Consider the following 26,164-nt stretch of genomic DNA (forward strand, 5'->3'; position numbering starts at 1 on the left):
ACCAGTCGGGCCGGCCAGAGCGCTCAGTCACAGAAAGCAGGTAGCGCGGATCCAGTACGCACCACCCGCCCCGCAGGCATCAGGCACCGGTGTGCAGATGAGCAGCCCAGGTGCTGACCAGTCTGGGGCAACGGTCTCGCAGGTCCCGGAGGGTCTTGTGCAGCGCCAGCGCCACATCGCCCTGGCCGGTGCCGGCTTCGGCGAGATGACCGTAGAAGGCCGTGGCGACCCGGAGGGCGGCAACGTCGTTCACCTGCCACAGGGTGCCGATGACATGCGGGAAGCCGGCAAGCTGGAACGCCGATGTGAGATGAATGGCTTCGTCGAGCAGGAAGTCGGCGGCGGTGGCGGCAGTGCTGCAGGCGGACAGATAGGCGAGCTGGCTCTGCTGGAGGTGAAGGGTGTTCAGACGTCGCACGGTCAAAGGCGCGTCCTCGTGGTCCGCGAGCAACAACGTGCTGTGCGACGGGTCCGTCGGATGGCACAGGGCGTGGCAGGCGAAATGCACGATGGGGTAATCGGCCACGTGCGTCATGACCTGTGCGCTGGTCGGGGCCGGTAGGTGAAGCGATGCGGGAAGCAGGGCCTTCAGCAGGTCGGCTTCGAGGCCGGCGCCGGCAAGTGGCGCGTCCATGCCGGGAGTTGTCCTCATCGATACCACGAGTGCCTTGTCCGGCCGCCGGTGATGGTTCCTGCTGCGCGCCCGGGAGAAGTCCAGCGCGCGGAGACTGGGCGAGAAGGAGGAGACCACCCGGTCCATCACCGTACGGCGGTCCGCGGCATCGGGGCTGTCGTCGTGGTGACCTGCCGCGTGCAGGGGGAGTTGCCCCAGCAGACCCCCCGGTACCCACCACACGCGCGGCCACGGCGTCGACGCACGGTGCGCTGTGCGGATACGGAGGTGATGCAGTACGGGACCGGCGGCGTTGTCCCAGAGCCAGGCGAGCCCCTCCCGCAAGCGGTCCTGGGCGTCCCTGCGCTGCACGGGCCGCAATTGCGCATCCGCGGTCTGCCGCAATGCCCGCTGGAAGGCCAGCACTTGATGCCGTACGGCCTGAGGATCGAGCGCGGGCAACTCCACGTTCGTCACCCCGGCTTCCGTGATGATCAGGGCGTCACTGCGGTACGTGCTGATGTTGTAGGCGATGATGGGGCCCTGCGCGGCCTGGGCCGTCAGTGACTTGAGGGTCGGGGGCATGGCGAACGAGGCGAAACCCGGCTGCTGACGGATCTCCTGGAGCACCTCGGCGAGTTCCTCGGCCAGATGGCGGCCGTGACGGGAGGCTGGAGCCGGTGAGCCACCGGCAGTCTCCTCCTCCCTCTCCCAGTCACTGTCAGCGAGGTGCAGGGCGGAGCGAGTGTCGACGAGGCGCCGCGCGAGAGCGGGATGATGTTGTTGGAGGAGTGCGACGTCACCGCGCACCTCCAACGCCTGACCGATCAATACCGCGCGGCCCGACTCCAGCAGGGTCAGAGCCCGCAGCGGCGCCTGCCCATCCGCCTCCTCGGTGGCGAGCGTGAGCGCAACCGCATCGGCGACGAGCCCCGGGAATGCCGACAGAGCGCTTTGCTGTACTTCACGCGCCTGCTGACGCGGGGCGGTGTCGGGCAGCAGCCGCACCGCTGTGCCGAGAACCCGGGCGGCTTCCCCGGGGTTGTCCGGCGCCAGGAGGTCGGCGGCAGCCCGGGCGGCGTGAATCCGGACCGCCGGCGCCGCGGTGAGGTGCGCGGATGCGCGCACATAGGCGTCGATCGCCGCGGTGCGGTCGGAGTCGTTCTGGTCCATGCGGTAACGGTGGTGCAGCAGTGCGGCCAGTCTGGTCAGATCGGCGGCGCGAGCCGCCCGCGGCACCACCGCCGGATCGACGGCACACCGGGAGACCTCCACGGCTTCGTCAAGGGACCGACGGTCCCCGGTGCGAGCGTGACGCAGACGCAGGAGCTCACCGAGACTCGATTGGCATGCCACCCGGTCCGCATCGTGATCGGGCAGAGAGCCGAGGACAGCGCGGCACGCCACGATCACGTCGTCGAGCAAGCCGAGAGGACTGATGGAGTCCCGTCCCTCGTGCGACCGCCAGACCCGCAGTGCCCGGTACAGCTCGTGATCAAGGTCTTCGGCGGTCAGGCAAGCCTGTGCCTGCTCCAGCGATCGTAGAGCCTCTGTGCGGTCCCGCTCGGTCCGCCACTGTTCGAAGGCCAGTTGATGGGCGCACGCGAGGTTGAAGTACAGCCGGCCTGGCCCCTGGCCGGCGGTGGGCAGCATCCGTGCCAGGTGACGCAGCGAGGCGATCAGGCCCCTGAGATCCTCCGGTTCCCCTGTCCGCTCATGGCGTTCTCGCAGGGCATCGGCCAGGAACCAGTGGTGCGCAGCCTGCTCGTGATGCCCCGGGGGCGTCGCAGCGATGGCAGAGCGCACGGCATTCAAGGCTGTGTCGAGTTCGGACAGGTGCCCCGAGTGCTCGTACAGGGCGAACCTGGAACACGCGAGTGCCAGGTAGGAGTACCTCTTGCCGCCGGATTCCAGCTCTTGGAGCATCTTTTCGTGCATGTCGATCACCGCATGAATGCGAAGCTCCCCGTACGGCCGCGTGACGGGGTCCGCGAATTGGGCTCTGAGTTCCTCGAGAAAGGCATCGAAGTCGAGGCGTCCCCCAGCCGACTGCTTCACGGTGATCGGCACAAGGGCGGCGCCGTAGTCGTCGACGGCCTTCCTCACCCCCGGTACGCCTCCGAGTGTCTCCGGTCGTTGGCTCAGGACCTTCTTCAGCTGCTGTGCGTAGGGCCACTCCGGAGACGTCGTCGGTATGGCGGCCAACGTCTTACGCACTTTCATCAGGATCGGCAGCAGTCCTCCGTTCCAGCGGTTGTTCTCAAGGCGCACAACGCCGTGTTCGTCGATGTAGTAGCCGAGACCCTCTCGTCGAGGAACGTCGGCAGAGGCGGGGACGGACGGTTGAGCCTTTGTGGCCGCGGCGGCGGCTTCCAGGTCTCGCCAGTCTTTGGTGAGGTTGCCACGCAGGCGATAGGTGTCCCGAAGGGCATGCTCGAGCATCGCGACATGCGGGCTGTCGTCAGCCGCACGCTCCAGTCCCGTGCGGAGTATGTCGATCGCCTCGTTCACATCCGAGGCTTCACCTGTCGCATGGAACCGGAAAGCCAGTGCGTTGCCGAGGCGGACGAAATACAGGGGGTACTCGGGATCTTCCGGGCGGGCGGAGTCTTTCAGTATCCGGTTGATCTCTATTTCCGTATCGAGATCCGTGAGGCCGCCCGTCAGATGATATCGGGCGTTGTGTGAAGCGGCGAGGTTGGTTTGCAGGGAAGCGAGCAACGGGTGCCCGGGCGGCGCTTCTTCGACGGACTGGCGACATGCGGAAACAGACGCATCGATGTCACTCGCGCTCCCGGATCGCTGTGACCGCTTACGCAATGCCGAGCCCAGATGGGCCAGCGCGTTGAGATGTACCGTCTGATCGGCCCCTGGAACCAGCGAGGCCCGCTGATACAGGACGATCGCGGAGTCGAGGTCCGGGGGCTGCGACAAGCGCTCCTCCCGTAACTCCAGGACGCGACCGTGAAGCAGCAGCACCTGTGCGATCTGCGGAGCACTGGCGGACAGACGACGCGCGCTCGTCTCCAGGAGCGTTACCGCGGCTTCGATGTCTCCCCGCATACCGGTGATTTCGAAGCGGCTTGTGAGCATGCCGACGAGGCCACCGACGACCTCGCTGTTCAGAGGGTCGTGCTCGTCGGTGGTGTGGAGCAGCAACATCAGAATGTCGATGCTCTTGTCGAGATCGGTCCGTCGGCGGTGCAGTCGGTAGAGCTCGGACACCGCCTGAGCGAGGTCGCTGATCTCTCCTACACGCAGGACGCGGGGATAGCCGGCAGGGGCGCTCCGGATCAGCTCATCGTATGCGTCCACGGCCTGTTGAAGATCAGCTGCGGACCCGATCCTGCTGTACCGGCTGTCCAAGGCGGTTGCCAGGGTGTAGAGACAGGTGCGCCGATCGGCTTCCTCAGCAGCCGCCAGCGCGCGGCGGGCGTCCTCGATGGCCGTGTCGAGTTCCTGCAACCGCGCCGTACGTCCGAGATGGAGGCGCTCCACCATACGCCGTCGGCCGGTCAGTTCGGGATCGGGCGGAAGACCGGACCCAGTGATCTCCTGGGCGATGCGGCCCGCTTCATAGGCTGCTTTCAGATCGGCCTCGGCGTCCTCGGAAAGGAAGCGTCCGAACAAGGCATTGGCCAACGCGTCCAGGCGACGGGCTCGGTCACCGTGGTCGGGAGGGGTCGCGGCAACGATGGCCCGGCCCACGTCGACCAGAAGGTCGACCTGCTCCGGCGTATAGGCACCACCGGTGGGCAGCACCCTGGCGATGATCTCGTCACGAGGGCCGCTGGGTGCTTCCCGCAGACTGCGTGCCCAGACGGACACCAACACGCTGGGCGGGGGGCCTGCCGAACCGGCGAACGTCTCGTCCAGCCGTTCGGTGAACAACCGCAAAGAGCGCTCGGCCAGGATCGGCACCAGGGCGACAGGAAGGGCCGACCCGGCGACGTAGCACGGCAGCAGGAGTTCCTCAGCCTTCGCGCGCTCCTCCGGAGCGCCGTGCTCGGAGAGAACGCCACTGCGGTACCAGTGAAACAAGCCGAGCGTGATATGGCATCGGAGATCGTTGTCGGAATCGAGCATGGCGGCCAGCGCACTCGCTTCGGCCTGCGCCTTCTCGCCGAGTAAATGCCCCGGGTCGCCATCCGCCCGGAACCACCGCAACCGCGCTTCCACGGATGCCAGCGCGTCCTGTCCCACCGTGTTCACCCCCCGATTGTGAAACCCTGACGGACCATCTCCCGCGAGGACTTGACCGGCCATGGTGCGGTCAGTCCGGCGGCCTGGGCTGCGACCATCCGACCGTCAGGGGGATCAAATGGCCCTGGCCCTGCACGAGGAGAGTCATCGCCTGGCCGGTACGGGCGTGGAGTGGACCGTCGTGGTCCAAGCCCAGCCCACGGGCCAGTTCGGGGGCGTGCAACCGGGTCGCCGCCTCCCCGAGCACGGCATACGTCTCCACCGCCCGGCGGCCTCGCTGCCGTGCCGTCATGAACAGGCCGACGACCACAACAGAGGCGGGCCACCAGAGGACGGCGACCGTCACATAGAGCACGGTCCAGCCGGCCAGCATCGTGGCCTTGGTGATCCGCTCCCCCTCACGCAGCTCATGCACCGCCGCGACACTCGCCCGCGCCGTCTGAAGACTCCGCACGGCCTCCCGGGCAGGCTCGATCAGGGCCCTTCCGGCCTCCGTCAGCACTGCCCTGCGCCCGATGCGATGGAACAGCTCGGAGCCGAGATCACGCTCCAGTGCCCGAACGGCCTGCGACAGCGACGGCTGCGACACGTACAGCGCCGACGCCGCACGGTTGAATCCCTCATGATCAACAATCGCAACGAAGTACTTCAGCTGCCGAATGTCCATACGCGCCTCTGCCCTCAAGTAATCAACCGACGACTCGATTGGCCCTGATCATGGTTGCGGGAAGGATCGCCTCGACGACGTCGACCACCGATGCACTGACCGTAATCGCACCGAAGCGCGGTCACAGCTGTCTGAGGCACTCGATGGCGGCGCCGCCCGCAGAACCTGTCGAGGTACGCACCCGCGTGTAGAGACCCCGCGCACCCATCTCTCTGGGACACCCAAGCGCAAACCGAACCCCGTGCAGCCCATCCACCCCGTCGTGGCGGGCGGCCGGTCCGACCGGCTGGTGACGGTGGCGTCGGTCGGCCGGTCCCTTCGGCGGACGCCGGGTTCGTGCTCTTGCCTGCGCGGTGTCAACAGCCCCCAGCAGTCGGCGGATCACCGGCGCGAGTGGTTGAGAGGCGGTGTGCGAGGTGGAGCAGATCTGCCAGGTGCAGTACCCGTCCGTCGAATCCTGGGAGGGGGACATGAAGCGGCTGGGTCCAGTGGGCGGGGATTGCGTCCAGGCCGTAGTACGCCCCGGCGAGGCCCCCGGTCACCGCGGCGACGGTGTCCGTGTCGCCGCCGAGGTCGATCGCCGCGCGTATCGCGTCTTCGAAGCTGGCGGTGGTGCGCAGGGCCCAGACGGCGGAGCCCAGGCAGGGCCAGACGGCACCGTTGAACTCGGTCGCCTGATCGGGGTGCCAGCCGGGTGCGAGGACGGTGGCGTAGCGGCCGCGGTGGTCGGGGTGGACGAGAGCAAGGATGTCCGGGAGCGCGGTGAGGGGGTCGGTGTCCTCGAAAGTGACGCGGATGAGTTCGTGGAAGATCGCGGTGCCTTCCCAGGCCGCGCGGTCACCGTGGGTGAGGGCGGCGATATGACGGGCCGCGTCCATGGTGGCTTCCTGGCCGGCGGCCGCGAAGTGGACCGCGGAGGTCGATGCCCGCATCAAGGAGCCGTTTCCCGCTGCTCGTCGATTGACCTGGAAATGGATCGCGGCGGCGAGGTCCCAGGGCATGCCGTTGGTCAGGACGTCTTCGGTCTGCAGGCCGATATCCTTCGGTCCTGATGCTGCCCACCGCTGGAAGCGGGCGAAGATGTCCGGCAGGTCCAGCCCGCCCCGCTCCAGCAGCGACTCCGCGACCAGGACGGCCATCTGCGTGTCGTCAGTGGCCTCGCCGGGGTCCCAGCCACCGCCTCCGCACATCTCGCCACCGCCACCGGGCGCGGGAAACCGCGCGGAGAACGCTCCCTGGGGACCGAACTCGAAAGGGCCGCCCAGGGCGTCACCCACCGCTGAGCCGACGACCGCGCCGGCGGCCCGCTGAATCCGCTTCATTCGCGCAGGTTAGCTGTGCCTACCGACGGCTGCGCGGCCCAATTCGCTTCTTCGGCTCACGTTCTGGGGTGAATGAAGACCCCGTCGGCCGACGGTGAGACCGGAGCCGTGCCGATGTGATGGCCGAGTACCGAGGCGCCACCAGCGGCGGGACCTGGTGGATCGACGAGGCAGGCGCGGCCTGGCTCCATCCAGGGGCGCGGTCGCCGCGCACACCACCGCCCCCGCGCTGACCTTCACCGCCTGGGGCACGCAGTCCCGGACCACTTGATCGCTGCTTCTGGTTGGAGGTGCGCGTCGACTTGATATGCAAGTGAACAGTTGCCTATTGTGTGGTCGTGGCCGATGACCTTTTCAAAGCTTTGGCCGACCCCACCCGCCGCACCATCCTCGACGAACTCGCGGAGAAGTCCGGACAGACGCTGTTCGAGATCTGCTCCCGACTGAGCATGAAGCACCAACTCGGCATCTCGCGCCAAGCGGTCTCCCAACACCTCGCCGTGCTGGAGGCCGCCGGGCTCGTCGAGACACGGCGGGAGGGCCGCTACAAGTTCCACGAGCTGAACACAGCCCCGCTGCGGCAGATAGCCGAGCGATGGCTGGTGGCCGATACGTCCGGATCCGAGAAGAGCACTCCATGAAGATCCATCTGACCAGCGTTTTCGTCGACGACCAGGTCAAGGCCGAGCACTTCTACACCGAGATCCTCGGCTTCGTGAAGAAGCACGACGTCCCGGTGGGCGAGAAGGACCGGTGGCTGACCGTCGTCTCGCCCGAGGAGCCCGAGGGCACCGAACTCCTCCTGGAGCCCGCGGGCCACCCGGCCGTCAAGACCTTCCGCGACGCACTCGTCCAGGAAGGCATCCCACTCGCCCAGTTCGCCGTCGACGACGTGAAGGCGGAGTACCGGCGCCTGCACGGCCTCGGAGTGCGCTTCACCCAGGAACCCCTGGAGATGGGCCCCGTCACCACCGCCGTCTTCGACGACACCTGCGGCAACCTGATCCAGATCGCGACCAAGCCGCAGTAGGCAGTCGCCCGGGTGCGCGGCTCGGCCACTGGGGCGAGACCGGTCTTCGAGGTCGGTCGGCCAGGGGATGTGGTCAGAAGATCTTGCCACGGTGACGTAGACACCAGGCACGATGTGCCGATGGGACAGCTTCCTGTCGACGTACGGGCATCGCTTCGGCTCTTCGCCTTCTACTTGGCGAACGGCACCATCGACGTTGACCTGCTCGATGGCTTTGACTACCGACCTGCTCTCTTCCAGTTCGGTTCATCGTTGGAGCAGGTCTTCGCGATCTACGGCAATGTGCTGGAAGTCGACACAGACGGCAAGGTGCTGAACGAAGGGGATGCGCAGTACCGTGCCGCACAGTGGATCCGCGGCCATTGTGACCCGAGTTACCAGGTCGAGCCGCCGTTCCAGGCTTGGGAGACCGAACTCCACGGTCCGTGAATGAGCCAGTGGTACTCGTGAGGCAGCACACCCACATCAGGAGCGAGGGAAGCAGCGCTCCACCACGTCGCGTCGTTTGCGGATCTCCCGGTCGAAGCCTTCAGATGCGTAGGCACCAGCCACACCTGTCCTGGTCCCTGCGCACTGCGAGCCGACTCGGGCCGGGGCCTGAGTGCTCACTCAGCCGCCTGTGATGCCCCCATATCGTCCAAGGTCTGCACCTGTGAGATGGATTGCGTGGGGGCTGCGAATGGAGCGCGGAAGATCACAGGGGCATTTCGGGCTTTTCAGGCTTCGATCTTCACGGAAGGCTCACAAGTTGGCTAAGTTGACCACTGCGTGCACGACTTCCACCGACAGGCAGGTGATTTCGTGCGCTCTCGGACGGAAGAAGGGCCCTATTTTTCATGGAGTCGGAACGAACCTCGCGCCCTGAAGTGGCCGACTTCGCGGGCATGGCCAACTCCCTTGCCCCGAAGGCCTTCACTGTCGAGGCCCGTCTCTCGCGGTTTGGTGGTTCCCGCGTTGGTGAATGAGAGCGAGAGCCCGAGCCCTGACGAGGTCCGGCGGTGGATCGACAGCCTCTACGACCGGGCCGAGAGCGACACGGGTACCTTCAACGCGACCCGTGCCGCTGCGATCCCGCGCCAGCGGGGTGCGGCAGCGGGCGGCCGGTCCCGCGGGGACGCGGAGCCCACGGTCGGAACCCTTGCCCGGCAGTGGTTCGACGTCGCCCGTGCCAAGCTGGGGCCGACCGTGCCGGCGCCGCAGCCGGACAGGAGGTTGCCGGTCCGTCCCGACCGCGCGCCCCAGGCGGCACGACCCGAGCGCCCGGCGGAACGTCCCGCGGAACCCCGAGCTCTCGAAGCGCCCCAAGCATCCACCGGTGTTGCGCGTGAGCTGACCGCCGGATCAGCTCAGGCATCGACCACTGGATCCCTCCCGGAGCTCGCCGACCAGCGTGTCGCACCGGCTGCGGCAGGCGAGTCCCGGTGGGACGAGAGCGCCTGGCGCACCGGTGCACAGCCGGTCCTCGGCGACGTGGCGCCGCGGCCGCTGTACGAGCCCGCACCAGCGTCCGCCCCGGAGCCCGCCCCACTGCCCGGCCCGGAGTTCAGCCCACAGTCCGGCCCGCAGTCCACCATGGCGCTGCCCACCATCCCGCACCCCACCGCGGGTACTCACGATGCGGATCTTCCAACAGGCGGGACCGACACGTACGGCGCCGGTCCGACGATCGGCGCGACCGGCGCGACAGCACCGTACGCCACTGCCCTGTCAGCCGATCCCACCGCTTACTACACCCCCGGTCCACCGGTCGACGTGACCACCGCGACCTATGGCGCCGGTATGCCGAGCATCTCCGCTTCTGCCCTGGCGGCCCCTGCTGCGGCAGTGCCCGCGGAGCCGGTCATCGCGCCCGCTCCCGCTGCACCGACAGGGGCTGCCGCCCCGACGGAATCGGTTGCCTTCACGGCACGCGAAACTCCCTCCACCATCTTCACACCAGGTGTTGACGGTAGGCCCTGGCTGTCGCCGGGCTCCGGCCACAGCACCCAGGTCGAGCGGGTGGTCGCCTTCGCCCGGGCGCAGATCGGTCGGCCCTGCGTATGGGGTGCGGTCGGGCCGGGATCGTACGACGCCCCCGGTCTGACCCAGGCCGCGTGGAAGGCCGCCGGTGTCACGCTTCCCCGGACCGCCCAGGCCCAGTGGGGAGCGGGAGTGCAGGTCTCGCTCGTTGACATCCAGGTCGGAGACCTCGTCTTCTTCCATGACGACCTCGGCCACGTCGGCATCTGGAGCGGCGACGGCAGGCTGATTCACGCCCCGGGGCCGGGAGCGCTCATCCGTGAGGAGTCGGTGTTCTTCGCCGGTCAGTCGGCGATCAAGGGTGCGGTCCGCCCGGCCTGACGTCCCCCTCGGGCCGGTTGCCGAGGCGGCGTGCCGATGTTCCTCATGCAGGATCTGGCCCTGGAGCTGGACAGGGCAGCCCGGCGTGGAGATGCTCCTCCACGCCGGGGAACCGTCGGTGTACGGGGGTTCGGCGGCATTCCCATGCGCGACGCGGACGAACAGCAAGTCGTCAACCTGACCGCAGCCGTTGAGAAACGCGAAGCCGAGCCGGACGGCGCCCAGGAAGTCCACCGACAGCTGAGTGCACTGGTGTGGCCACGGTGGCCCGCGTGCAGGGCTGGAACGTAGTGGTGGTTCAGGTGGGCATGCCGGTGAGGGAGAGGAATTCGGCGCGTGAACGGGCGTCGTGGCGGAGTGTGCCGAGGAGGGTGGAGGTGAGGGTGCTGGAGCCGGTGGCCTGGACTCCGCGCAGGGTCATACAGGTGTGTTCGGCTTCGATCACGACCCCGACGCCTTTGGGCTCGAGGTGGGTGTGCAGCCAGTCGGCGACTTGCTTGGTCAGGCGTTCCTGGACCTGGGGACGGAAGGCGAAGTGTTCGACGACCCGGGCCAGTTTCGACAGGCCGAGGATGCGGCTGCCGGGCAGATAGCCGACGTGTGCGGTGCCGATGACGGGCAGCATGTGGTGCTCGCAGACCGATCGGACGGGGATTCTGCGCGCCAGCACCAGCTCGTCGTAGCCCTCGTCGTTGGGGAAGGTCGTCAGGTCGAAGGGGCGCGGGCTGAACAGTTCGGCATAGGCGCGGGCCATGCGGCCGGGGGTGCCGTTCAGGCTCTCGGTGTCGGTTTGGATGCCGAGCGCCTCAAGGAACTGGGCGGCGGCGCGTTCGGCGCCGGGCAGGTCCATGCCGCCGGTGTCGTGGACGACGCGCAGTGGGGTGATGGACGGCATCGCCGTTTGGGTCCGGGGATGCCGGCGAAGCGGGTGGGCATACCGGCGTCTTCCGGTGACGAGGCCGTGATCGGTGCGGTGGCGTCCATGACGTACTCCTCGTGAGGTGTGGAACTGCGGGGGTGAGGCGTTGCGCCTCAGGATGGGCGCAAGCTGGCGGGTGGTGAGGAAGCCGGCTCCGGACGGACGCAGCAGTGGCCGGGGCTGGGGGCCAGGTACGCCTAGGGGCCGCTTTCGGCGATCCCTACGCCGGTGCGGGGTGCTTCCTTCGGGTGGTCCATGAGCCCCATTGTAAAACCAATAATCATTGACTAAAGAAGATTTCCGCGCTTCTATTGCTAGTGAGGGCTACCGATAGAAGGGCAGGTGTCATGCTGTCCGCAGCCACCACAAGGCTTCGCGACTTCGGCGTCTCACTGACGGCAGGCGGGGGCCACGGAAGGTGACGAGGCGAGGGTGGGCCCCGCCATCACCTCGCCCGCCTCCTCAGAGGGCATCGCCCGAAGCGACGCGAGAAAGGAAGATCATGAGCGAGAACCTGGACCGGCTGGCCGCCGAAGGCGTAGCGGTCTGGCTGGATGATCTGAGCCGGGAGCGGCTCGCGGGTGGCCGGCTGACCGACCTGGTGGAGGAACAGCGGGTCGTCGGCATCACCAGCAACCCGACGATCTTCGCCAGGGCGATCCGCTCGGGTGCCCGCTACGACGAGCAGGTAAAGGGTCTCGCCCGGCGCGGGGTTCGGGTCGAGGAAGCCGTCCGGCTGCTGACGGCGTTCGACGTGCGCTGGGCCTGCGACGTACTGCGCCCGGTGTACGAGGCAAGTGGCGGTGTCGACGGGCGAGTGTCGCTCGAGGTGGATCCGCGCGTCGCCCACGACACTGCGGCGACGGTCGCCGAGGCACGGGCCCTGTGGTGGTTGGTGGACCGCCCGAACATGTTCGTGAAGATCCCCGCCACCCAAGAGGGCCTGGAGGCGATCAGCACGGCGCTTGGCGAGGGCATCAGTATCAACGTGACCCTGATCTTCTCTCTGGACCGCTACGACCAGGTGCTTCGCGCCTTCCTGGACGGCATGGGCAGGGCGCATGCGGCGGGCCAGGACCTGACGTCCATCGCGTCGGTGGCCTCTTTCTTCGTCAGCCGGGTGGACACCGAGGTCGACAGCCGACTGGACAAGATCGGCACCCCGAAGGCACGGGACCTGCGCGGCCGGGCAGCGATCGCCAACGCACGCTTGGCCTACCAGCACTTCGAGCAGGCGTGCGCAGGGGACCGATGGAAGACCCTGGCGGCGGCCGGGATGCGCCCGCAACGCCCGCTGTGGGCATCCACCGGGGTGAAAGACCCCGCCTACCACGACACCCGCTACGTCGACGAACTGGTGGCTCCCGGGGTGGTCAACACCATGCCCGAACAAACCCTCCGCGCAGTAGCGGATCACGGCCGCATCCAGGGCGACACCATCCATGGCGCTTACGGGGAAGCCCAGCAGGTACTCGATGACCTGGAGGCTGTCGGAGTGTCCTACGAGGACGTGGTGCGTGTGCTGGAGGACGAGGGCATCAGTACGTTCACGGCCTCCGGCAACGAGCTCTTCGAGCAACTGGACAGGGAGCTTCACGCCGAGCCCGCCGCGGCCTGACGCAGCCGGCCGCCGACCGGACCGTCCCGGAGCAGCCTCACGCACGACGAGGGTGGGCATCCTGTCTCCGTTCTCTGCGAGAGCTGTGTCAGCTCCCGGTGAGTAGCGCCGTGAGGCGGGCCGTGCCCGCGGATACGGCGAGAAGAGTGCCGAGTGCGGTCCGCTCAGCCGAAGCCGAAGCCGAAGCCGAAGCCGAAGCCGAAGCCGAAGCCGAAGCCGAAGCCGAAGCCGACACCGACACCGACGATCCCGTGTCGCCGGGTTCCGCCTGCGCCCCGACCAGCAGCACCTGCCACGGCCCCGGTGCCCCCTCCGCCTCGACCGTGACCGTGTCGCCGTCGCGAGTCGTCCGGAAGACGGCCGCCGCCCCGCCCCGGGTGCCCGGTGCCGGGATCCGTGTCACGACCGTCGCACCGTCGACGGGCGTGTGGACCCGCAGCGTCACCCCGTACGCCCAGTCGTACTCCGCCGCGTCGTCGCTCACGCCGTACGGGATGACCGAGCCGGGCCGGGCCAGCAGGGGCAGGCTGTCGTAGCCGTACCGCTCGCGTCGCCAGCCCGGCCCCTGGACCTGTTCACCCGACAACAGATGCGTCCAGGTGCCGTCCGGGACGTAGTAGTCGACGACTCCGTCGGCCGAGAACACCGGGGCGACGAGCAGGCCGTCGCCGAGCATGTACTGCCGGTCGAGGGTGTGGCAGGCCGGGTCGTCGGTGAACTCCAGGACCATCGCCCGCATCATCGGCGTGCCGCGCTCGGCGGCCTGCTGTGCCGCACGGAACAGGTAGGGCATGAGCCGGTGCTTGAGGCGGGTGAAGTCGCGGGTGACGGTGACCGCCTCCTCGTCGTAGTCCCACGGCACCCGGTACGACTTGCTGCCGTGCAACCGGCTGTGCGACGACAGCAGCCCGAACTGCACCCACCGCTTGAACACCTCGGGCGTCGGCGTTCCCTCGAAGCCGCCGATGTCATGGCTCCAGAAGCCGAATCCGGACAGGCCGAGGGACAATCCACCGCGCAGCGACTCGGCCATCGCGCCGAAGTGCGACTCGCAGTCGCCGCCCCAGTGCACCGGGAACCGCTGTCCGCCCGCCGTCGCCGAGCGGGCGAAGAGCACGGCCTCACCGGCGCCCCGGGCCTCGCTCAGCACCTCGAAGACCGTCTCGTTGTAGAGCTGTGTGTAGTAGTTGTGCATGCGCTCTGGGTCGGAGCCGTCGTGCCAGACCGCATCGGTCGGGATCCGCTCGCCGAAGTCGGTCTTGAAGCAGTCGACGCCCTGCGCGGTGAGCGCGCGCAGCTTGCCCGCGTACCACTCCCGCGCCTCTGGATCGGTGAAGTCGACCAGGGCCATGCCGGCCTGCCACAGGTCCCACTGCCACACGTCGCCGTTGGCCTTGCGGACCAGATGGCCGTGCCGCTTGGCCTCCGCGAACAGCGCGGACTTCTGCGCGATGTACGGGTTGATCCACACCGACACGCGCAGGTCGTGCTCCTCCTTCAACCGGCGCAGCATGCCCTCCGGGTCCGGGAAGACCTCCGGGTCCCAGGTGAAGTCGCACCACTGGTACTCGCGCATCCAGAAGCAGTCGAAGTGGAAGACGCCCAGCGGGATGTCGCGCTCGGCCATCCCGCGCACGAACCGGTTCACCGTCTCCTCGTCGTACGAGGTCGTGAACGACGTCGACAGCCACAGCCCGAACGACCAGGCCGGCGGCAGCGCCGGGCGGCCGGTCAGCGCCGTGTAGCGGTCCAGGACGTCCTTGGGCGTCGGACCATAGACGACGAAGTACTCCAGCGACTGGTCCTCGACGCTGAACTGCACCTGCCCGACGGCCTCCGAGTCGACCTCGTAGCTCACCTTGCCGGGGTGGTTGACGAAGACGCCGTAGCCGCGGTTGGTGAGGTGGAAGGGGATGTTCTTGTACGCCTGCTCGCTCGCGGTGCCACCGTCGGCCTGCCAGATGTCCACGCTCTGGCCGTTCTTCACGAACGGCGTGAACCGTTCGCCGAGCCCGTACACCAACTCGTCGACATCGAGCGTGAGTTGCGCCAGCGAGTAGTGGCTGCCGTCGCCCGTGACCGCGAAGCCGGTGCCGCGCGCCGTCGCCGAGGTGAGGACGCGACCGTCCACGGTGAAGTCCAGCCGCCACGGGGCGGCGGTGTCCACGCGCAAGGACAGCTCCCCGGCCGTGAGTTCCAGCAGCGAGCCCTCCCGGGTGACCCTGGCCGCGTGGGCGGGCTCGGTGTGCAGCGTGAACTCCGGGCCGCGCTCGGCAGCGCCCGCGTGGTGAGTGGAGCGGATGCCGATCACGCCCTCGGCGGGGGACCAGCACTCGACGGTCAGCAGCGGGCTGTTGAGGGTGTGGCCGCGGCGCGTGACGTGCCGCACGGGCGCGTGGAGCGTGAACCGGTCCTCGTCGACGCGGACGTCGGCGACCTCGGCGGCGTACGACGCCTGGACGCCTTCGCGCATCATCCAGTAGCCGTCGGTGAACTTCATCGGGCGTCCTCGCCAGGGGCGGTCCGGGCGCGGTGGGCGGCGATCAGCCGCTGGTACCAGCGGTAGCTGTCCTTGGGTGTGCGTACTTGCGTGTCGTGGTCGACCCGGACGATGCCGAAGCGCTGGCCGTAGCCACGGGCCCACTCGAAGTTGTCCAGCAGCGACCACACGTAGTAGCCGCGCACGTCGACACCCGCGCGCAGGGCGGCGGCGAGCGCGTCCAGATGGCTGTGGAGGTAGTCGACCCGCTCCACGTCGCGCACCCGGCCGTCGGCGTCGACGGTGTCCGCCTCCGCCGAGCCGTTCTCGGTGATCAGGAGCGGCGGCAGCGCGGGGTAGCGCTCGGCCAGCTCGACCAGCAGATCCGTGAAGGTGTGCGGGACGACGGGCCAGCCCATGGTGGTGTGGCGGACATCGTCGCGCCAGGTCTCCTCGGCCCGGACGTCGACCGCGGTGCGGGTGGCCGGGTCGGCGTCGCGGTACGGGGCGTCGGAGACGGTGATCGGGCGGTAGTAGTTGATGCCGACGAAGTCGAGCGGTGCTCCGATGAGACCGAGGTCGCCGTCGAGGCGGTACGAGCCGGCGCCGCTGGGCACCAGCTCGCCCCAGGTCTCGGCTTCGTGCTCCGGGTAGCGCCCGGCGAACAGCGGCTCGAACCACACGTCGTTGTGGAGCGTCCCGACACGGCGTACGGCGGCCAGGTCGGCGGGGGAGCCCGTGGCCGGCAGCAGCCGGTCGGGGTTGAGCGTGATCCCGACCTCCCGTGCCCCCGCCGCGCGCAGCGCGCGCACGGCCAGCCCGTGGCCGACGAGCAGATGGTGTGCGGCGGCGAGCGCGCCGCGGCCCTCCCGGGCGCCCGGGGCGTGGGCGCCCGCCGCGTAGCCGACGAAGGCGCTGCAGAAGGGCTCGTTGAGCGTGATCCAGCGGTCCACCCGGTCGCCGAGCCGGGCGGCGACCACCCCGGCGTACTCGGCGAACCGCTCCGCCGTCTCGCGTACCCGCCAGCCACCCCGGTCCTCCAGGGCCTGCGGCAGGTCCCAGTGGTAGAGGGTGGCGGCAGGAGAGATGCCGGAGGCCAGCAGCTCGTCGACGAGCCGGTCGTAGAAGTCGAGCCCGGCCGCGTTGACGGGGCCGGAGCCGGCCGGCTGGATACGCGGCCAGGCGATGGAGAAGCGGTAGCTGTCCACGTCCAGTTCGCGCAGCAGCGCGATGTCCTCGCGGTAGCGGTGGTAGTGGTCGCAGGCGACGTCACCGGTGGCGCCGTCCGCGACGCGCCCGGGCTCGCGGCAGAAGGTGTCCCAGATGGACGGGCCCCTGCCGTCCTCGTCGTGCGCGCCCTCGATCTGGTAACTGGCCGTGGCGGCACCGAAGAAGAAGCCGGCGGGGAACTCGGGGAACTCGACGGACTCGGAGTAACTCACGGAAGCACCTCCCTACTTGACCGATCCGCCGGTGATCCCGGCGGCGATGTACTTCTGGGCGACGACGAGCAGGATCGCGGCCGGTACGGCGGAGAGCACCGCGGTCGCCATGACCGCGCCCCAGTCGCTGACATGTGCGCCGACGAACTGGTAGATGCCGAGCGTGATGGGCTTGACGTCGTCCGTGGTGTTGAGGGTGAGCGCGAACATGAAGTCCGACCAGGCGAAGAGGAAGGTGAACAGCCCCGCCGTGATCAGGGCGTTGCGGCTCATGGGCAGCACGATCCGCACGAACGCGGTGAAGCGGTTCGCCCCGTCCACCATCGCGGCCTCGACGACCTCGCTCGGGATCGACACCATGAACGCCCGCAGCAGCACGACCGCGAACGGCAGACCGAGCGAGGCGTCCGCGAGGATCAGCCCCAGATAGGAGTTGACGAGGTCGAGCTGCGCATAGGCGCTGTAGAGGGCGTTGGCGATGACGATGCCCGGGACCATCTGCGTGATGAGCGTGGCGAAGACGATGCCCTGCCCGCCGCGGAGTCCGAACTGGGCGAGCCCGTAGGCGGCGGGCGCGGCGAGCGCGAGACAGACGACGACGGCGCCGAGTGCGACGACGAAGCTGGTGAGCAGCGAGCCGCCCTGGGTGCTGATCGCCGTGTCGAAGTTCTTCAGCGACGGCGAGGCGGGGAACCACTCGGTGGCGGCGATGCTCGACTCGGGCTGGAGAGCGGTGTTGAGCATCCAGTACACGGGGAAGAGCAGCACGGCGAGGATCAGCAGCGCGGCGGCGGTGTTCCACACCGAACGAACGCGCAGAACGCTCGCCGGTCGTTTCATCGGTCGGTTCATCGCCGGTCACTTCCCCTTGCCGAAGTCGGCGCGGTTGGCCCGCAGGTACAGCACGGCGAAGACCGCGCTGATGAGGATCAGGACGTTGCCCACCACGGCGCCCTGGCCGAAGTCGAGCTGAAGGAAGGAGAGCTGGTACGTGACCGTGCCCAGCGTCTGCGTGGAGTCCGCCGGCCCGCCCGAGGTCAGCGCCAGGATCAGGTCGAGGATCTTCACCGTCGACATGAAGCCCAGCACGAGCACGACGGTGATCACCGGGCGCAGCATCGGCAGCGTGATGCTTCGGAACGTCCGCCATGGGCCACAGCCGTCGAGCGACGCGGCCTCGTACAAGTCGCGCGGGATCTCCTGGAGACCGCCGTAGAGGATGACCATGTTGAAGGGGATGCCGATCCAGATGTTGACCAGGACCGCCGACAGCAGGGCCACACCGGGGCTGCTCAGCCACGGCACACCGTCCTGCGGGACCAGGCCGACCGCGTGGAGGGCGGTGTTCAGCATGCCGTGGTCCTGGTCGAGTATGCGCCGCCAGACGACGGCGGAGACGACCATGGGCACGAGCCACGGCAGCAGCAGGATCGCGCGCACGAAGCCGGAGAGCCGGAAGCGGCGGGAGAAGAACACGGCGAGGGCCAGGCCGATGGTGAACTGGCCGAGCAGCGAGCCGACGGTGAACAGGGCCGTGTGCCACAGGGCGTCCGTGAACAGCTCATCGGCGAAGACGGCCCGCCAGTTGTCGAAGCCGTTGAACGGTGCCTCGCCCGTGAAGTACGTCTTCGGCGTGTAGTGCTGGAAGCTCATCACGATGTTGCGGACCAGCGGGTAGCCGAAGAAGAGCGCCATGTAGGCGAGCGCGGGAGCGACGAAGAGCCAGCGCAGCAGCCCGCGGCGCGCCGGAGCGCGGCCGGTCGGGGACTTCGCTTCTGCGGCGCCCGTGGCGGGCGCCGGGGAGGTGATGCTGGTCATGGTCCTCACCTCCCTTCCGAGGCCTGCTGCTGGGCCCGGCGCAGGGCCTGTTCGGGACTGGTCCGGCCCGTCAGCACGGACTGGAAGGCGCCGGCGAGCGCGTCGCCGACGACCGGCCAGCCGGTGCCGACCTTGGCGGTACGGGAGCGAGCGGTGGTGACGAGCTCGGCGAAGGCGGCGAGCTTCGGGTTCTGCTTCGCGTACGCCCGTGCGGCCGTGGTGCGGGTGGGCACGTTGTTGACCGATGCGCCCCACTGGAGCTGGTTCTTCTCGGAGTTGAGGCAGTTCAGGACCTTGCCGGCGTTCTTCTCGCGGACCGGGTCCTCGTCGTTCTTCGGTACGGCCATGACGGTGCCGCCGATGGGCGGCACCGCCGGCTTTCCCGCCTCGGGCACCGGAATGCTCGCGACCGCCCAGTCCACGTCCTCCTGGGCGCTGAGGACCGGCACCTGCCACGGTCCGTTGATCATCATGGCGGCGCGGCCCGCCACGAACTGATCGTTGACGTCCTGCTGGTTCCAGTTGACGACGGACCTGGAGGCGGAGCCGTCCGCGACCAGGTCCTTCCAGAGCTGGAGCGCGGCCTCGCCCTTGCCGTTGTCGATCCTGGCCTCGTCGCCGCCGGCGGACCAGAAGAACGGAAGGAACTGGTAGACGCCGTCCGCGTTCGGGCTCGCGCTGAAGGCCATCCCGTACGTGTCGCCCGCGGTCAGCTTCTTCGCGGCGGCCCGCAGCTCCTGCCAGGTGGTGGGCGGGGCGACGCCCGCCTCCTTCAGGAGCTTGGTGTTGTAGATCAGCGCGAGGGAGTTGACGGAACGGGCGATGCCGTACTGGGTGCCGTCGTACGAGCCGAGGGACTTCGCGCTCGCGGAGAGGCCGGCGGTGTCGACCCCGACCTCGTCGAGCGGCCGCAGGCCCTCGGTCTGCGCGAACTGGGGCAGCTCCGAGCCGTCGAGCTCCAGGATGTCGGTGAGCGAGTCGGACGACGCCATCCGAAGCGCCTTGGAGGCGATCTGGTCGGCGGGCACGCTGATCTGCTCGACCTTCAGGCCGAGCGGCTTGCCGCAGCGGTCGAAGAACCGCTGGTTGGCGGTGTGCTCGGCGGTGTCGGTAGCCGAGTTGAGCACGGTGACGGTGCCCGGGTCGGGCTCCGCGGCACAGCCGGTCAGCCCTGGCGCGACGAGGGCACAGGCAAGGGTGGCGGCGAGCGCGGGAACGCGTCCACGTCTCCTTCTGATGCGTCCTGCTAAGAACGGCAAGGTCTTGATCCTCCGTTACATGTGCGGCTGTGGACATGCGGTGATCTGGCGTCGCGGGCGAGGCCGGCCGTGCCGTACGGGCCGTGTGAGCGGTCAGCCGGGCGACGGCGGGGCGATGACGGGCCCGGCCATCCGCGGCTGGATCAGGTGGTGCGGCGTGCCGGAGGACAGGGTCGAGGCAGGTGCCGCGAGGGGCTCCTGCGAAGTCGATGACCGGTCGTCGCCGCCGGTGCCGATCGCCTCGACGGCGAGTCGGGCCACGGCCGTGGACATCTCCGCGACGGGCAGATCGATCCGCGGCAGGTGCCGGATGCCCATCTCGTCCGGGAGGCTGCCGACGAGCACGACGGTCAGATCATGGGGAATCCGCAACCCGGCCGCCGCCACCGCGTCCAGCAGGCGGGGGAGGAGGATCAGGTGCTGGACGACCAGCGCGGTGGGGACGGGCCGTGCGGCCAGCGCCTCGCTCAGCCGCCGCGCGAGGACGTCCGCGTCGCGGTGGGAGGGGACCACGCGGACATCGGCCGCCGTCTCGACGGCCGCTCGCCGGGCGCCGTCCAGGCCGTGCAGGGCATAGCCGCGGCGTGCGGCGACCTCGTGCTCGGCCGACGAGAGGAAGAGGATCCGCCGGTGACCGGCAGCGGCGGTCTCACGCACGGCGAGGGCGACGGCGGCCTCCCAGTCGAGGTCGGTCCAGGGCAGCGCCGCGTGATCGTCGTGACCGAGCAGCGCCCCGGGGAAGCGCAGTTCGCGCAGGACCTCGACACGGGGGTCTCGGTCCTCGACGGCCATCAGCACCGCGGCGTCCGCGAGCCTGCTGCGGGCCACCCGGCGCAGCCCGCCGACGCCGTCGCTGTCCGTCATCAACAGCACGTCGTACCCGTGCACACGGGCGGCGTCGGTGACGTCGATCGCGAACCGCCCGTCGATCGCCCGGTACGCCCCAGGCACGCGGGGCGCGGCCAGCGCCAGCACCCGGGTCCGTGCGCTGCGCAGCGTACGGGCACTCGCGCGCGGGTGGTACCCGAGCTCGTCGATCGCGGCCTGCACCGCGCGCCGGGTGTCTTCGGAGATCTTGCGCGACCCGCTCAGGACGTACGACACGGTGCTCGGCGCGACGCCCGCCCGCTCGGCGACATCCTTGATCGTGGTCATCCCCACCTCCGCCCGGCCTGTCTTGGGCCCACCGGCTTCCTCGAATCAATCGAATCGATTCGACAAACGGGGTGACCTTAAGCACGGCGGGTCGGTAAGGGCAATACCTCGAGCGATACCTCTGGCTCGGGACGGGGAGTTCGCCGGCCCTGAACACGTGTCAAGAGCGGCGCCGCCCGATAGTTGGGCATGTCCGCGACTCCCAGGAGCGGCCGCCTTGGCGAGACTCGGTTCAGCCCGCGTGTCCCATCTCCTGCGCCATACGCTGGACGGGGTCGCGCGCGACGTGGAACAACGAAGCCCCGCTGAAGCCTTGCGGCCGATGATGCCGAAGCAACCCCCTGCGCAAGGCAGCGGCCGACTGCCCGGCCCAGACCGTGACGTAGGACCGTATCGACCGACCTACGGAACCCGCCACCCCCGGGAGGCGGGGCCGCTGGTCGGCACCGCCGCGTCGCCGGGGCACCGCCTCGCCCTGGCCGGCACTGTCCTCGCCTTTCACCACAAGGGAGCGGCTGACCAGGCGCAATGGCAACTCGCAGTCGCGCACCCCTCCCGGCCCGGGGCCCTGGTCCCCGACGGGGTGGTCCTCTGACCGACGGCTCCAGCGAGTTCGTGGAGATCGACCGCACGATGTCCTAGACCCACTTGGTCGCCCAGCTGGAGCCCTACGACGCCTACCGCTCCGCACCCCCTGAGCGGACGCGGCAACGCCGCCCGCGCCCAGCGCAGCCACTGGCCCGAGACTTACAGAGAACGGCCCCGGAACAACCCTTCCCGCCGGCGCTGTTCGTCTTCGCTCCTGCGCGGCACCACGCTGCTCCGGCCACCCGGGCGACGGCCTTCAACGCCCGTGCCCGCCGCACCTGGGCGGTGAGCTAGTGGATCACCGTGGCGGCTGCTGTCGGCTCCGTCAACCCGCGCCAGGGCAGTCGTGCTCGTGACGGCGATGACTCCGTGGCGCGGGACGTGCGGGCGGTCCCACCGCTGAAGCCGCCTTCTCGATGGAGCAGAGACCACCACGGCGTGTGATGGTGTGCCCTCTCCAAGGGACAGCGGTTCAGGCGATGGAGGCCGAGATGACGGCGGACACCGCGAGGTTGCAGGACGCCGTCACCCAGACCGCGGGATGAGGCTCTGCCTCGACCAGCGTCGCACCCAGGCGCCCCGGCGTGATCAGGTCCACCACCAGGAACGCCACGGCCATCATCACCAGCCCCAGCAGCCCGAACGCCGCGGTCGAGACCAGCCCCTTGCCGAAGTCCTCGTACGTCGTCCAGATGGACGTGAACACTATGCCGCCGATACCGAGCAGTGCGGAGCTGAGGACCGTGGCGGCGTTGCGATTGCGCTGCTCCCAGATCTGCCGGCCGAGCTTTCCAGGCGTCAGCACGTCGACCAGGACGATGCCGAGGACCAACAGGACCAGTCCCAGGCCGCCGTACGCAGTGGCCCGCCCGAGTCCGTTGACGATGTCGCTCATGGGGTTGCCGACTCCGAAGGGTAGAGATCGTGAGTGATCGCGGTCAAAGAGAGGCAAAATCTAGCGCATCCGTTTCGCCTGCTGATCAGCACCCCGGATCCTTCTCCGCTGGTGGGACTTTTGATCCGGCCAGGTCCGTGTAGGTGAAGTTCGAGCGGACTCCGCCGGCACTTCCGTGACGGAGTCCGCTCGGCCGCGCTGATCAGCGATCAGGCCGTGTGCAGTGTCAGCCCGTACCGGTTGAGGATCTCGTTGACGGGCTGGTGCCAGGTCTGGCCGCCGCTGGTGCAGTTGCCCCAGCCGCCGGAGGTGACGCCCTGGGCCTGGTCGCCGCTGATGAAGGAGCCTCCTGAGTCGCCGGGTTCGGCACAGACGCTCGTCTTCGTCATCTGATGGACGGCGCCCTGGCTGTAGTTCACCGTCTCGTTCTTCGCCAGCACGGTGCCGCAATGCCAGTGAGTAGTGGAGCCGGAACGGCAGACGGAGGCACCCACCGGGGCCTCGGCGGAGCCGCGGACGAGCTGGTCGGGAACCGTACCCCAGCCGAGGACGACCGGCACGGTCCACCAGCCGCTGCCCACGTTCACCCAGGCGTAGTCGTTACCCGGGAACGACGACCCCTGGAAATTGCCGATGTAGGACCGGTCCCAGCCGTACACGGCCGCACTCGGCTGGCCGCAGTGCCCGGCGGTGACGAAGCCGCCGTGCACGGAGAAGCCGATGGAGCAGCGGACGTTGCCGGTGTAGTAGGGGTCACCGCCCACGGTGCCGGCGGAAAAGGTACGGGGCGCGGTGGGGGTCTGGCGCACCGTCACGGGGCCCGCTTCGCGGGCTCGGGCGAGGAAGGCCCGGACATCGTTGTCGTCCCGGTGCGCGGCGACGACGTTCACGACGACCTTGTTGGCTTTCGGATCCACGTGCCAGCTGGCGACTCCGGCGGGCGCGGACAGCCCGTCGATGCTCTTCTTCGCCGCGTCGAGTTGCCGCGCGTCGTACCGCACGAGGCGTACGGCCGCTCCGGTCGCGCGTACGGCGTCGGCCTGCGCGGCGCGGGTGACGGCGACGGTGAGTCGGCCACTGCCGGCGTCGAACCAGGAGCCGCCGTAGGCCGAACCGGCCGCGCTACGCGCCTTGCGTTCGACGGCCGTCGCGGTCTTCTCCGCGGCCAGGCGTGCCTCGGCCTCGTTCCGCGTCAGCGCCAGGTCGCGCTGCATCGCGGAGAGGAGCTCGGGGGAGGCCGGTGCTTCGGTGGAGCGCGCGGGAGCGTCCGCGGCGGAGGCAGGCAGGGCACTCGCGGTCGCCCAGGTTCCGAGCAGGAGGAGTGCGGACAGTGCGGTGCGCAGTGTCATGGTGCGTCTCAAGGGAATGACCCTTCGTTGTTCCAACAGGGTGGGGGTGGAACAGCAGTGCTTGAGAGCGCTCTCGTGATGTGCGCGGCAGAGCCTAGTCCGTGGTCGCGTAAAGGTCTATGCCAATTCCGGCCGGGGAGGGAATTCCCCCACGCGGGACGATCTTGGATGATATACGCTGCGTCTGACTTGTTCGAACAGTTCGACGAATCCGCGCCAACCGATTCGTCCTGCCCGGGGGGGCATTCCCATGATTTCGCAGTCCCGCGCGGTGCTCGGCATCGCGCTCACTCCCGTCTTCGCTCTGGCGGCCGCCGACCCGGCCGCCGCCCACACCACCACGGCCACTGGCGCCGCCACGACCACCGCAACCACCGCCGCCACCACCCCTGCCACCGCCACGGCTGCCGGCACCGCTCTGGCCGCCGTCGAGACGCGTGCGCCGGGCCCGTGGGGCACCCGCGCCCTCCACGCTCCGGCACCCAACCCAGGTGAAGCCTCGGGCGGGCTGAGCGCCCTGGTGTCGGCCGGGGACGGCGCCCTGGTCTCCCTCACCCACGACGGGCGTTCCACCCGGATCCGGCCCGCCGGCAGCACTCGCTGGCTCACCCCGCAGGCCTGGCCGGACGCCGGCGGATACAACACCGAGTTGGCTGCGCTCGGCGACGGCTCGGTGCGCCTGGCCTGGCGGGCCAAGCGCGCCGACGACCAGGGCAACCACTGGCTGAAGGTCGCCACCCTCACGCCCGGCGCGACCGCCTTCTCCGAGCCCGAATACGTCGCCGCCGTCCCCGAGAAGGGCTACCACCACCTGGCGGCGGCCCCCGACGGCCGGTTGGTCGCCGTGTGGTCGGTCTCCGGTGTCGTGAGGGCCGCCGAGAAGACCGGCCCGCAGGCCGCGTGGACCGCTCCGGCCGACCTCAACGCGCAGCCGCCGTCCGGCAGCCGCGACATCGCCAACATGGACCTCGCGGTCGACAAGGACGGCACCGCCCTGCTGGTGTGGCAGTGGCAGGCGAGCAAGGCCGTCGTCGCACTGGAGAAGGCCTCCGGCGCGTCCGCCTGGACCACGGTCCAGGGCTTCCCGGTCCCGGGCAAGGATCTCGCGCGCCCGAAGGTGTTCGCCGTTCCGCAGGGCGGCTTCGACGTCTTCTACGACGACGCGCACCTTATGCACTCCCGCCGACCCGCCGGCGCCACGCAGTGGAGCACCCCTCAGTCCGCCGACAGCCGTGGCAGCACGTACAGGATGACGGCGCCCGTCCACCTGCCCAACGGCGACCTCTTCGTGGCCGGAGGGCCCACCACCCCCTGGTACGCGGTGCGTTCGGCGGCCACCGGCCTCTGGCGGTCGTACGCGCAGCGCTTCTCCACCCACCAGAAGGTGCGCAATGTCGCCGCGGCCGCAACCTCCGGCGGCACGGTCACGGTGACGTGGCGGGAGGGCTACTCGTACGAGGAGTACACGATGGCCGCCGTCTTCAAGGGCGGCACATGGTCCGCCCCGCGGCGGCTGAGTGCGAAGAGCGCCCAGTTCGCCGGGCCGCCGCAGGTGGCCGCCGACGCGCTCGGTCGGCCCGTCGTGCTGTGGGACGAGTACCTGCGGGGCGAGACGAACAACACCGTCCTGGACGGCGTGTACCAGGCCACCACCACCGGCCGCGCGCTGCCCAAGTGGCGTGACTACACGGACGACGGCAAGGCCGACCTGTTCGGCCGGGGCAGCGCCGGGCTCAAGCTGTACGCGGGTGACGCGACGAAGCTGACGGCGGGGCAGCGCGCGAGCAGCTCCGCTACGAGCGAGCTCGTCCTGCCCTTCGGCGACCTCGACGGCGACCGCTGCAACGACGTGTTCGTCCGCTCCTCGAAGGGCGAGGCCCGCGTCCACCAGACGATCTGCGGCGGCGGGCTGCCCGACCAGCAGTCGCTCTCCGTGAAGGTCTCCTCGGACTGGAGCGCGTACAACGCGGTCGTCTCACCCGGCGACGTGACGGGCGACGGCAGGGCCGACCTGCTGACCCGGTCCGCCTCGACCGGGAAGCTGTACCTGTACGCGAACAACGGCGCCGGCGGCTTCAAGGCCCGAGCGCTCGCCGGGTCCGGCTTCGGCGGCTACAAGAGACTGATCGCCGCGGGAGACCTGGGCGGCGACGGCAAGAACGACCTGCTGGCCGTCGACGCGTCGAACGAGCTGTGGCGGTTCAACGGGACCGGCGCCGGCACCTTCAAGCCGCGGACGCTGGTCTTCAAGGACTGGGGCACCTCCTACAAGGACGTGGTCGGCGGACTCGACCTGTCCGGCGACGGCCGGGCCGACCTGGTCTCACTCGACAAGGACGGCCGAGCCTGGCTGAACCGGGGCAACGGTAAGGGCGGCTTCGACAACCGGTCCCAGGTCGGCAAGACGACGAACTGGTCGGACATCCGCATCTCCTGACGGCACGGATTCGAGGGCGGTCCGGGACCG

The 26,164-nt window shown here is 69.2% G+C and carries 17 protein-coding genes and 1 pseudogene; 6 read left to right on the forward strand and 12 right to left on the reverse strand.

The window, feature by feature from the left end; genetic code table 11:
* Positions 1–79: 79 nt before the first annotated feature.
* The 3 genes and pseudogenes from QC385_RS24575 to QC385_RS24585 all read right to left on the reverse strand — a co-directional run bounded on the left by QC385_RS24575 (position 80) and on the right by QC385_RS24585 (position 6,805).
* Positions 80–4,825 carry a CHAT domain-containing protein gene (locus QC385_RS24575; RefSeq protein ID WP_279543518.1) on the reverse strand — a complete coding sequence of 1,582 codons (4,746 nt, stop codon included), beginning with the start codon at positions 4,823–4,825 and terminating at the stop codon, positions 80–82.
* Positions 4,826–5,186: 361 nt separating this feature from the next.
* A pseudogene (locus QC385_RS24580) lies at positions 5,187–5,483 on the reverse strand (LysR family transcriptional regulator); the annotation flags it as partial.
* 356 nt (positions 5,484–5,839) lie between these two features.
* Positions 5,840–6,805: an ADP-ribosylglycohydrolase family protein gene (locus QC385_RS24585; RefSeq protein ID WP_279543519.1), complete on the reverse strand. Its 966-nt coding sequence runs from the start codon at positions 6,803–6,805 to the stop codon at positions 5,840–5,842.
* Positions 6,806–7,143: 338 nt separating this feature from the next.
* Between QC385_RS24585 and QC385_RS24590 the strand changes: the two genes are divergently transcribed.
* The 4 genes from QC385_RS24590 (at position 7,144) to QC385_RS24605 (ending at position 10,175) form a co-directional block, all read left to right on the forward strand.
* Complete coding sequence (locus QC385_RS24590) at positions 7,144–7,446, forward strand: ArsR/SmtB family transcription factor (RefSeq protein ID WP_279543520.1); 303 nt, start codon at positions 7,144–7,146, stop codon at positions 7,444–7,446.
* Positions 7,443–7,835 (forward strand): VOC family protein, encoded by a 393-nt coding sequence (locus QC385_RS24595; protein WP_279543521.1) that lies wholly within the window; start codon positions 7,443–7,445, stop codon positions 7,833–7,835. The genes QC385_RS24590 and QC385_RS24595 overlap by 4 nt, the downstream gene beginning before the upstream one ends.
* Positions 7,836–7,955: 120 nt before the next feature.
* On the forward strand, positions 7,956–8,264 hold the full coding sequence (locus tag QC385_RS24600; RefSeq protein WP_279543522.1) for a DUF7677 family protein: 309 nt from the start codon (positions 7,956–7,958) through the stop codon (positions 8,262–8,264).
* A gap of 528 nt (positions 8,265–8,792) precedes the next feature.
* Entirely contained in the window at positions 8,793–10,175 is a 1,383-nt protein-coding gene (locus QC385_RS24605; protein ID WP_279543523.1) for a C40 family peptidase, read from the forward strand.
* A 298-nt stretch (positions 10,176–10,473) separates the two neighbouring features.
* Here the strand turns inward: QC385_RS24605 and folE are convergent, their stop codons facing one another.
* The gene (folE, locus tag QC385_RS24610) at positions 10,474–11,070 is read right to left on the reverse strand and encodes a GTP cyclohydrolase I FolE (protein WP_279543524.1); all 597 of its coding nucleotides are present in this window, start codon (positions 11,068–11,070) and stop codon (positions 10,474–10,476) included.
* Between the two features lie 526 nt (positions 11,071–11,596).
* Here folE and tal point away from each other — a divergent pair.
* On the forward strand, positions 11,597–12,712 hold the full coding sequence (gene tal, locus QC385_RS24615; protein ID WP_279543525.1) for a transaldolase: 1,116 nt from the start codon (positions 11,597–11,599) through the stop codon (positions 12,710–12,712).
* An 88-nt stretch (positions 12,713–12,800) separates the two neighbouring features.
* Here the strand turns inward: tal and yicI are convergent, their stop codons facing one another.
* From yicI to QC385_RS24655, 8 genes are all read right to left on the reverse strand, one after another.
* Positions 12,801–15,212 (reverse strand): alpha-xylosidase, encoded by a 2,412-nt coding sequence (gene yicI / locus QC385_RS24620; protein WP_279543526.1) that lies wholly within the window; start codon positions 15,210–15,212, stop codon positions 12,801–12,803.
* Positions 15,209–16,633, reverse strand: a complete 1,425-nt coding sequence (locus tag QC385_RS24625; protein ID WP_279543527.1) for a GH1 family beta-glucosidase — start codon at positions 16,631–16,633, stop codon at positions 15,209–15,211. Before QC385_RS24625 ends, yicI begins: the two co-directional genes overlap by 4 nt.
* Positions 16,634–16,645: 12 nt before the next feature.
* Entirely contained in the window at positions 16,646–17,473 is an 828-nt protein-coding gene (locus QC385_RS24630) for a carbohydrate ABC transporter permease (RefSeq protein WP_279543528.1), read from the reverse strand.
* 18 nt (positions 17,474–17,491) lie between these two features.
* Positions 17,492–18,451 (reverse strand): carbohydrate ABC transporter permease, encoded by a 960-nt coding sequence (locus QC385_RS24635; RefSeq protein WP_279543529.1) that lies wholly within the window; start codon positions 18,449–18,451, stop codon positions 17,492–17,494.
* 5 nt (positions 18,452–18,456) lie between these two features.
* A complete protein-coding gene (locus tag QC385_RS24640; RefSeq protein ID WP_443032980.1) occupies positions 18,457–19,710 on the reverse strand; it encodes an ABC transporter substrate-binding protein in 1,254 nt (417 codons plus the stop codon).
* Between the two features lie 93 nt (positions 19,711–19,803).
* Positions 19,804–20,865, reverse strand: coding sequence for a LacI family DNA-binding transcriptional regulator (locus QC385_RS24645; RefSeq protein WP_279543531.1), 1,062 nt, complete (start codon positions 20,863–20,865; stop codon positions 19,804–19,806).
* Positions 20,866–21,925: 1,060 nt separating this feature from the next.
* Complete coding sequence (locus tag QC385_RS24650; protein ID WP_279543532.1) at positions 21,926–22,348, reverse strand: DUF350 domain-containing protein; 423 nt, start codon at positions 22,346–22,348, stop codon at positions 21,926–21,928.
* A 209-nt stretch (positions 22,349–22,557) separates the two neighbouring features.
* On the reverse strand, positions 22,558–23,697 hold the full coding sequence (locus tag QC385_RS24655) for a S1 family peptidase (protein WP_279543653.1): 1,140 nt from the start codon (positions 23,695–23,697) through the stop codon (positions 22,558–22,560).
* A gap of 250 nt (positions 23,698–23,947) precedes the next feature.
* On the opposite strand from QC385_RS24655, the gene QC385_RS24660 reads away from it, so the two are divergent.
* Entirely contained in the window at positions 23,948–26,134 is a 2,187-nt protein-coding gene (locus QC385_RS24660; protein ID WP_279543533.1) for an FG-GAP repeat domain-containing protein, read from the forward strand.
* Positions 26,135–26,164: the final 30 nt, after the last annotated feature.

Origin of the sequence: Streptomyces sp. DH10, from assembly GCF_029813805.1 — a bacterium.
Taxonomy (GTDB): domain Bacteria; phylum Actinomycetota; class Actinomycetes; order Streptomycetales; family Streptomycetaceae; genus Streptomyces; species Streptomyces coeruleofuscus.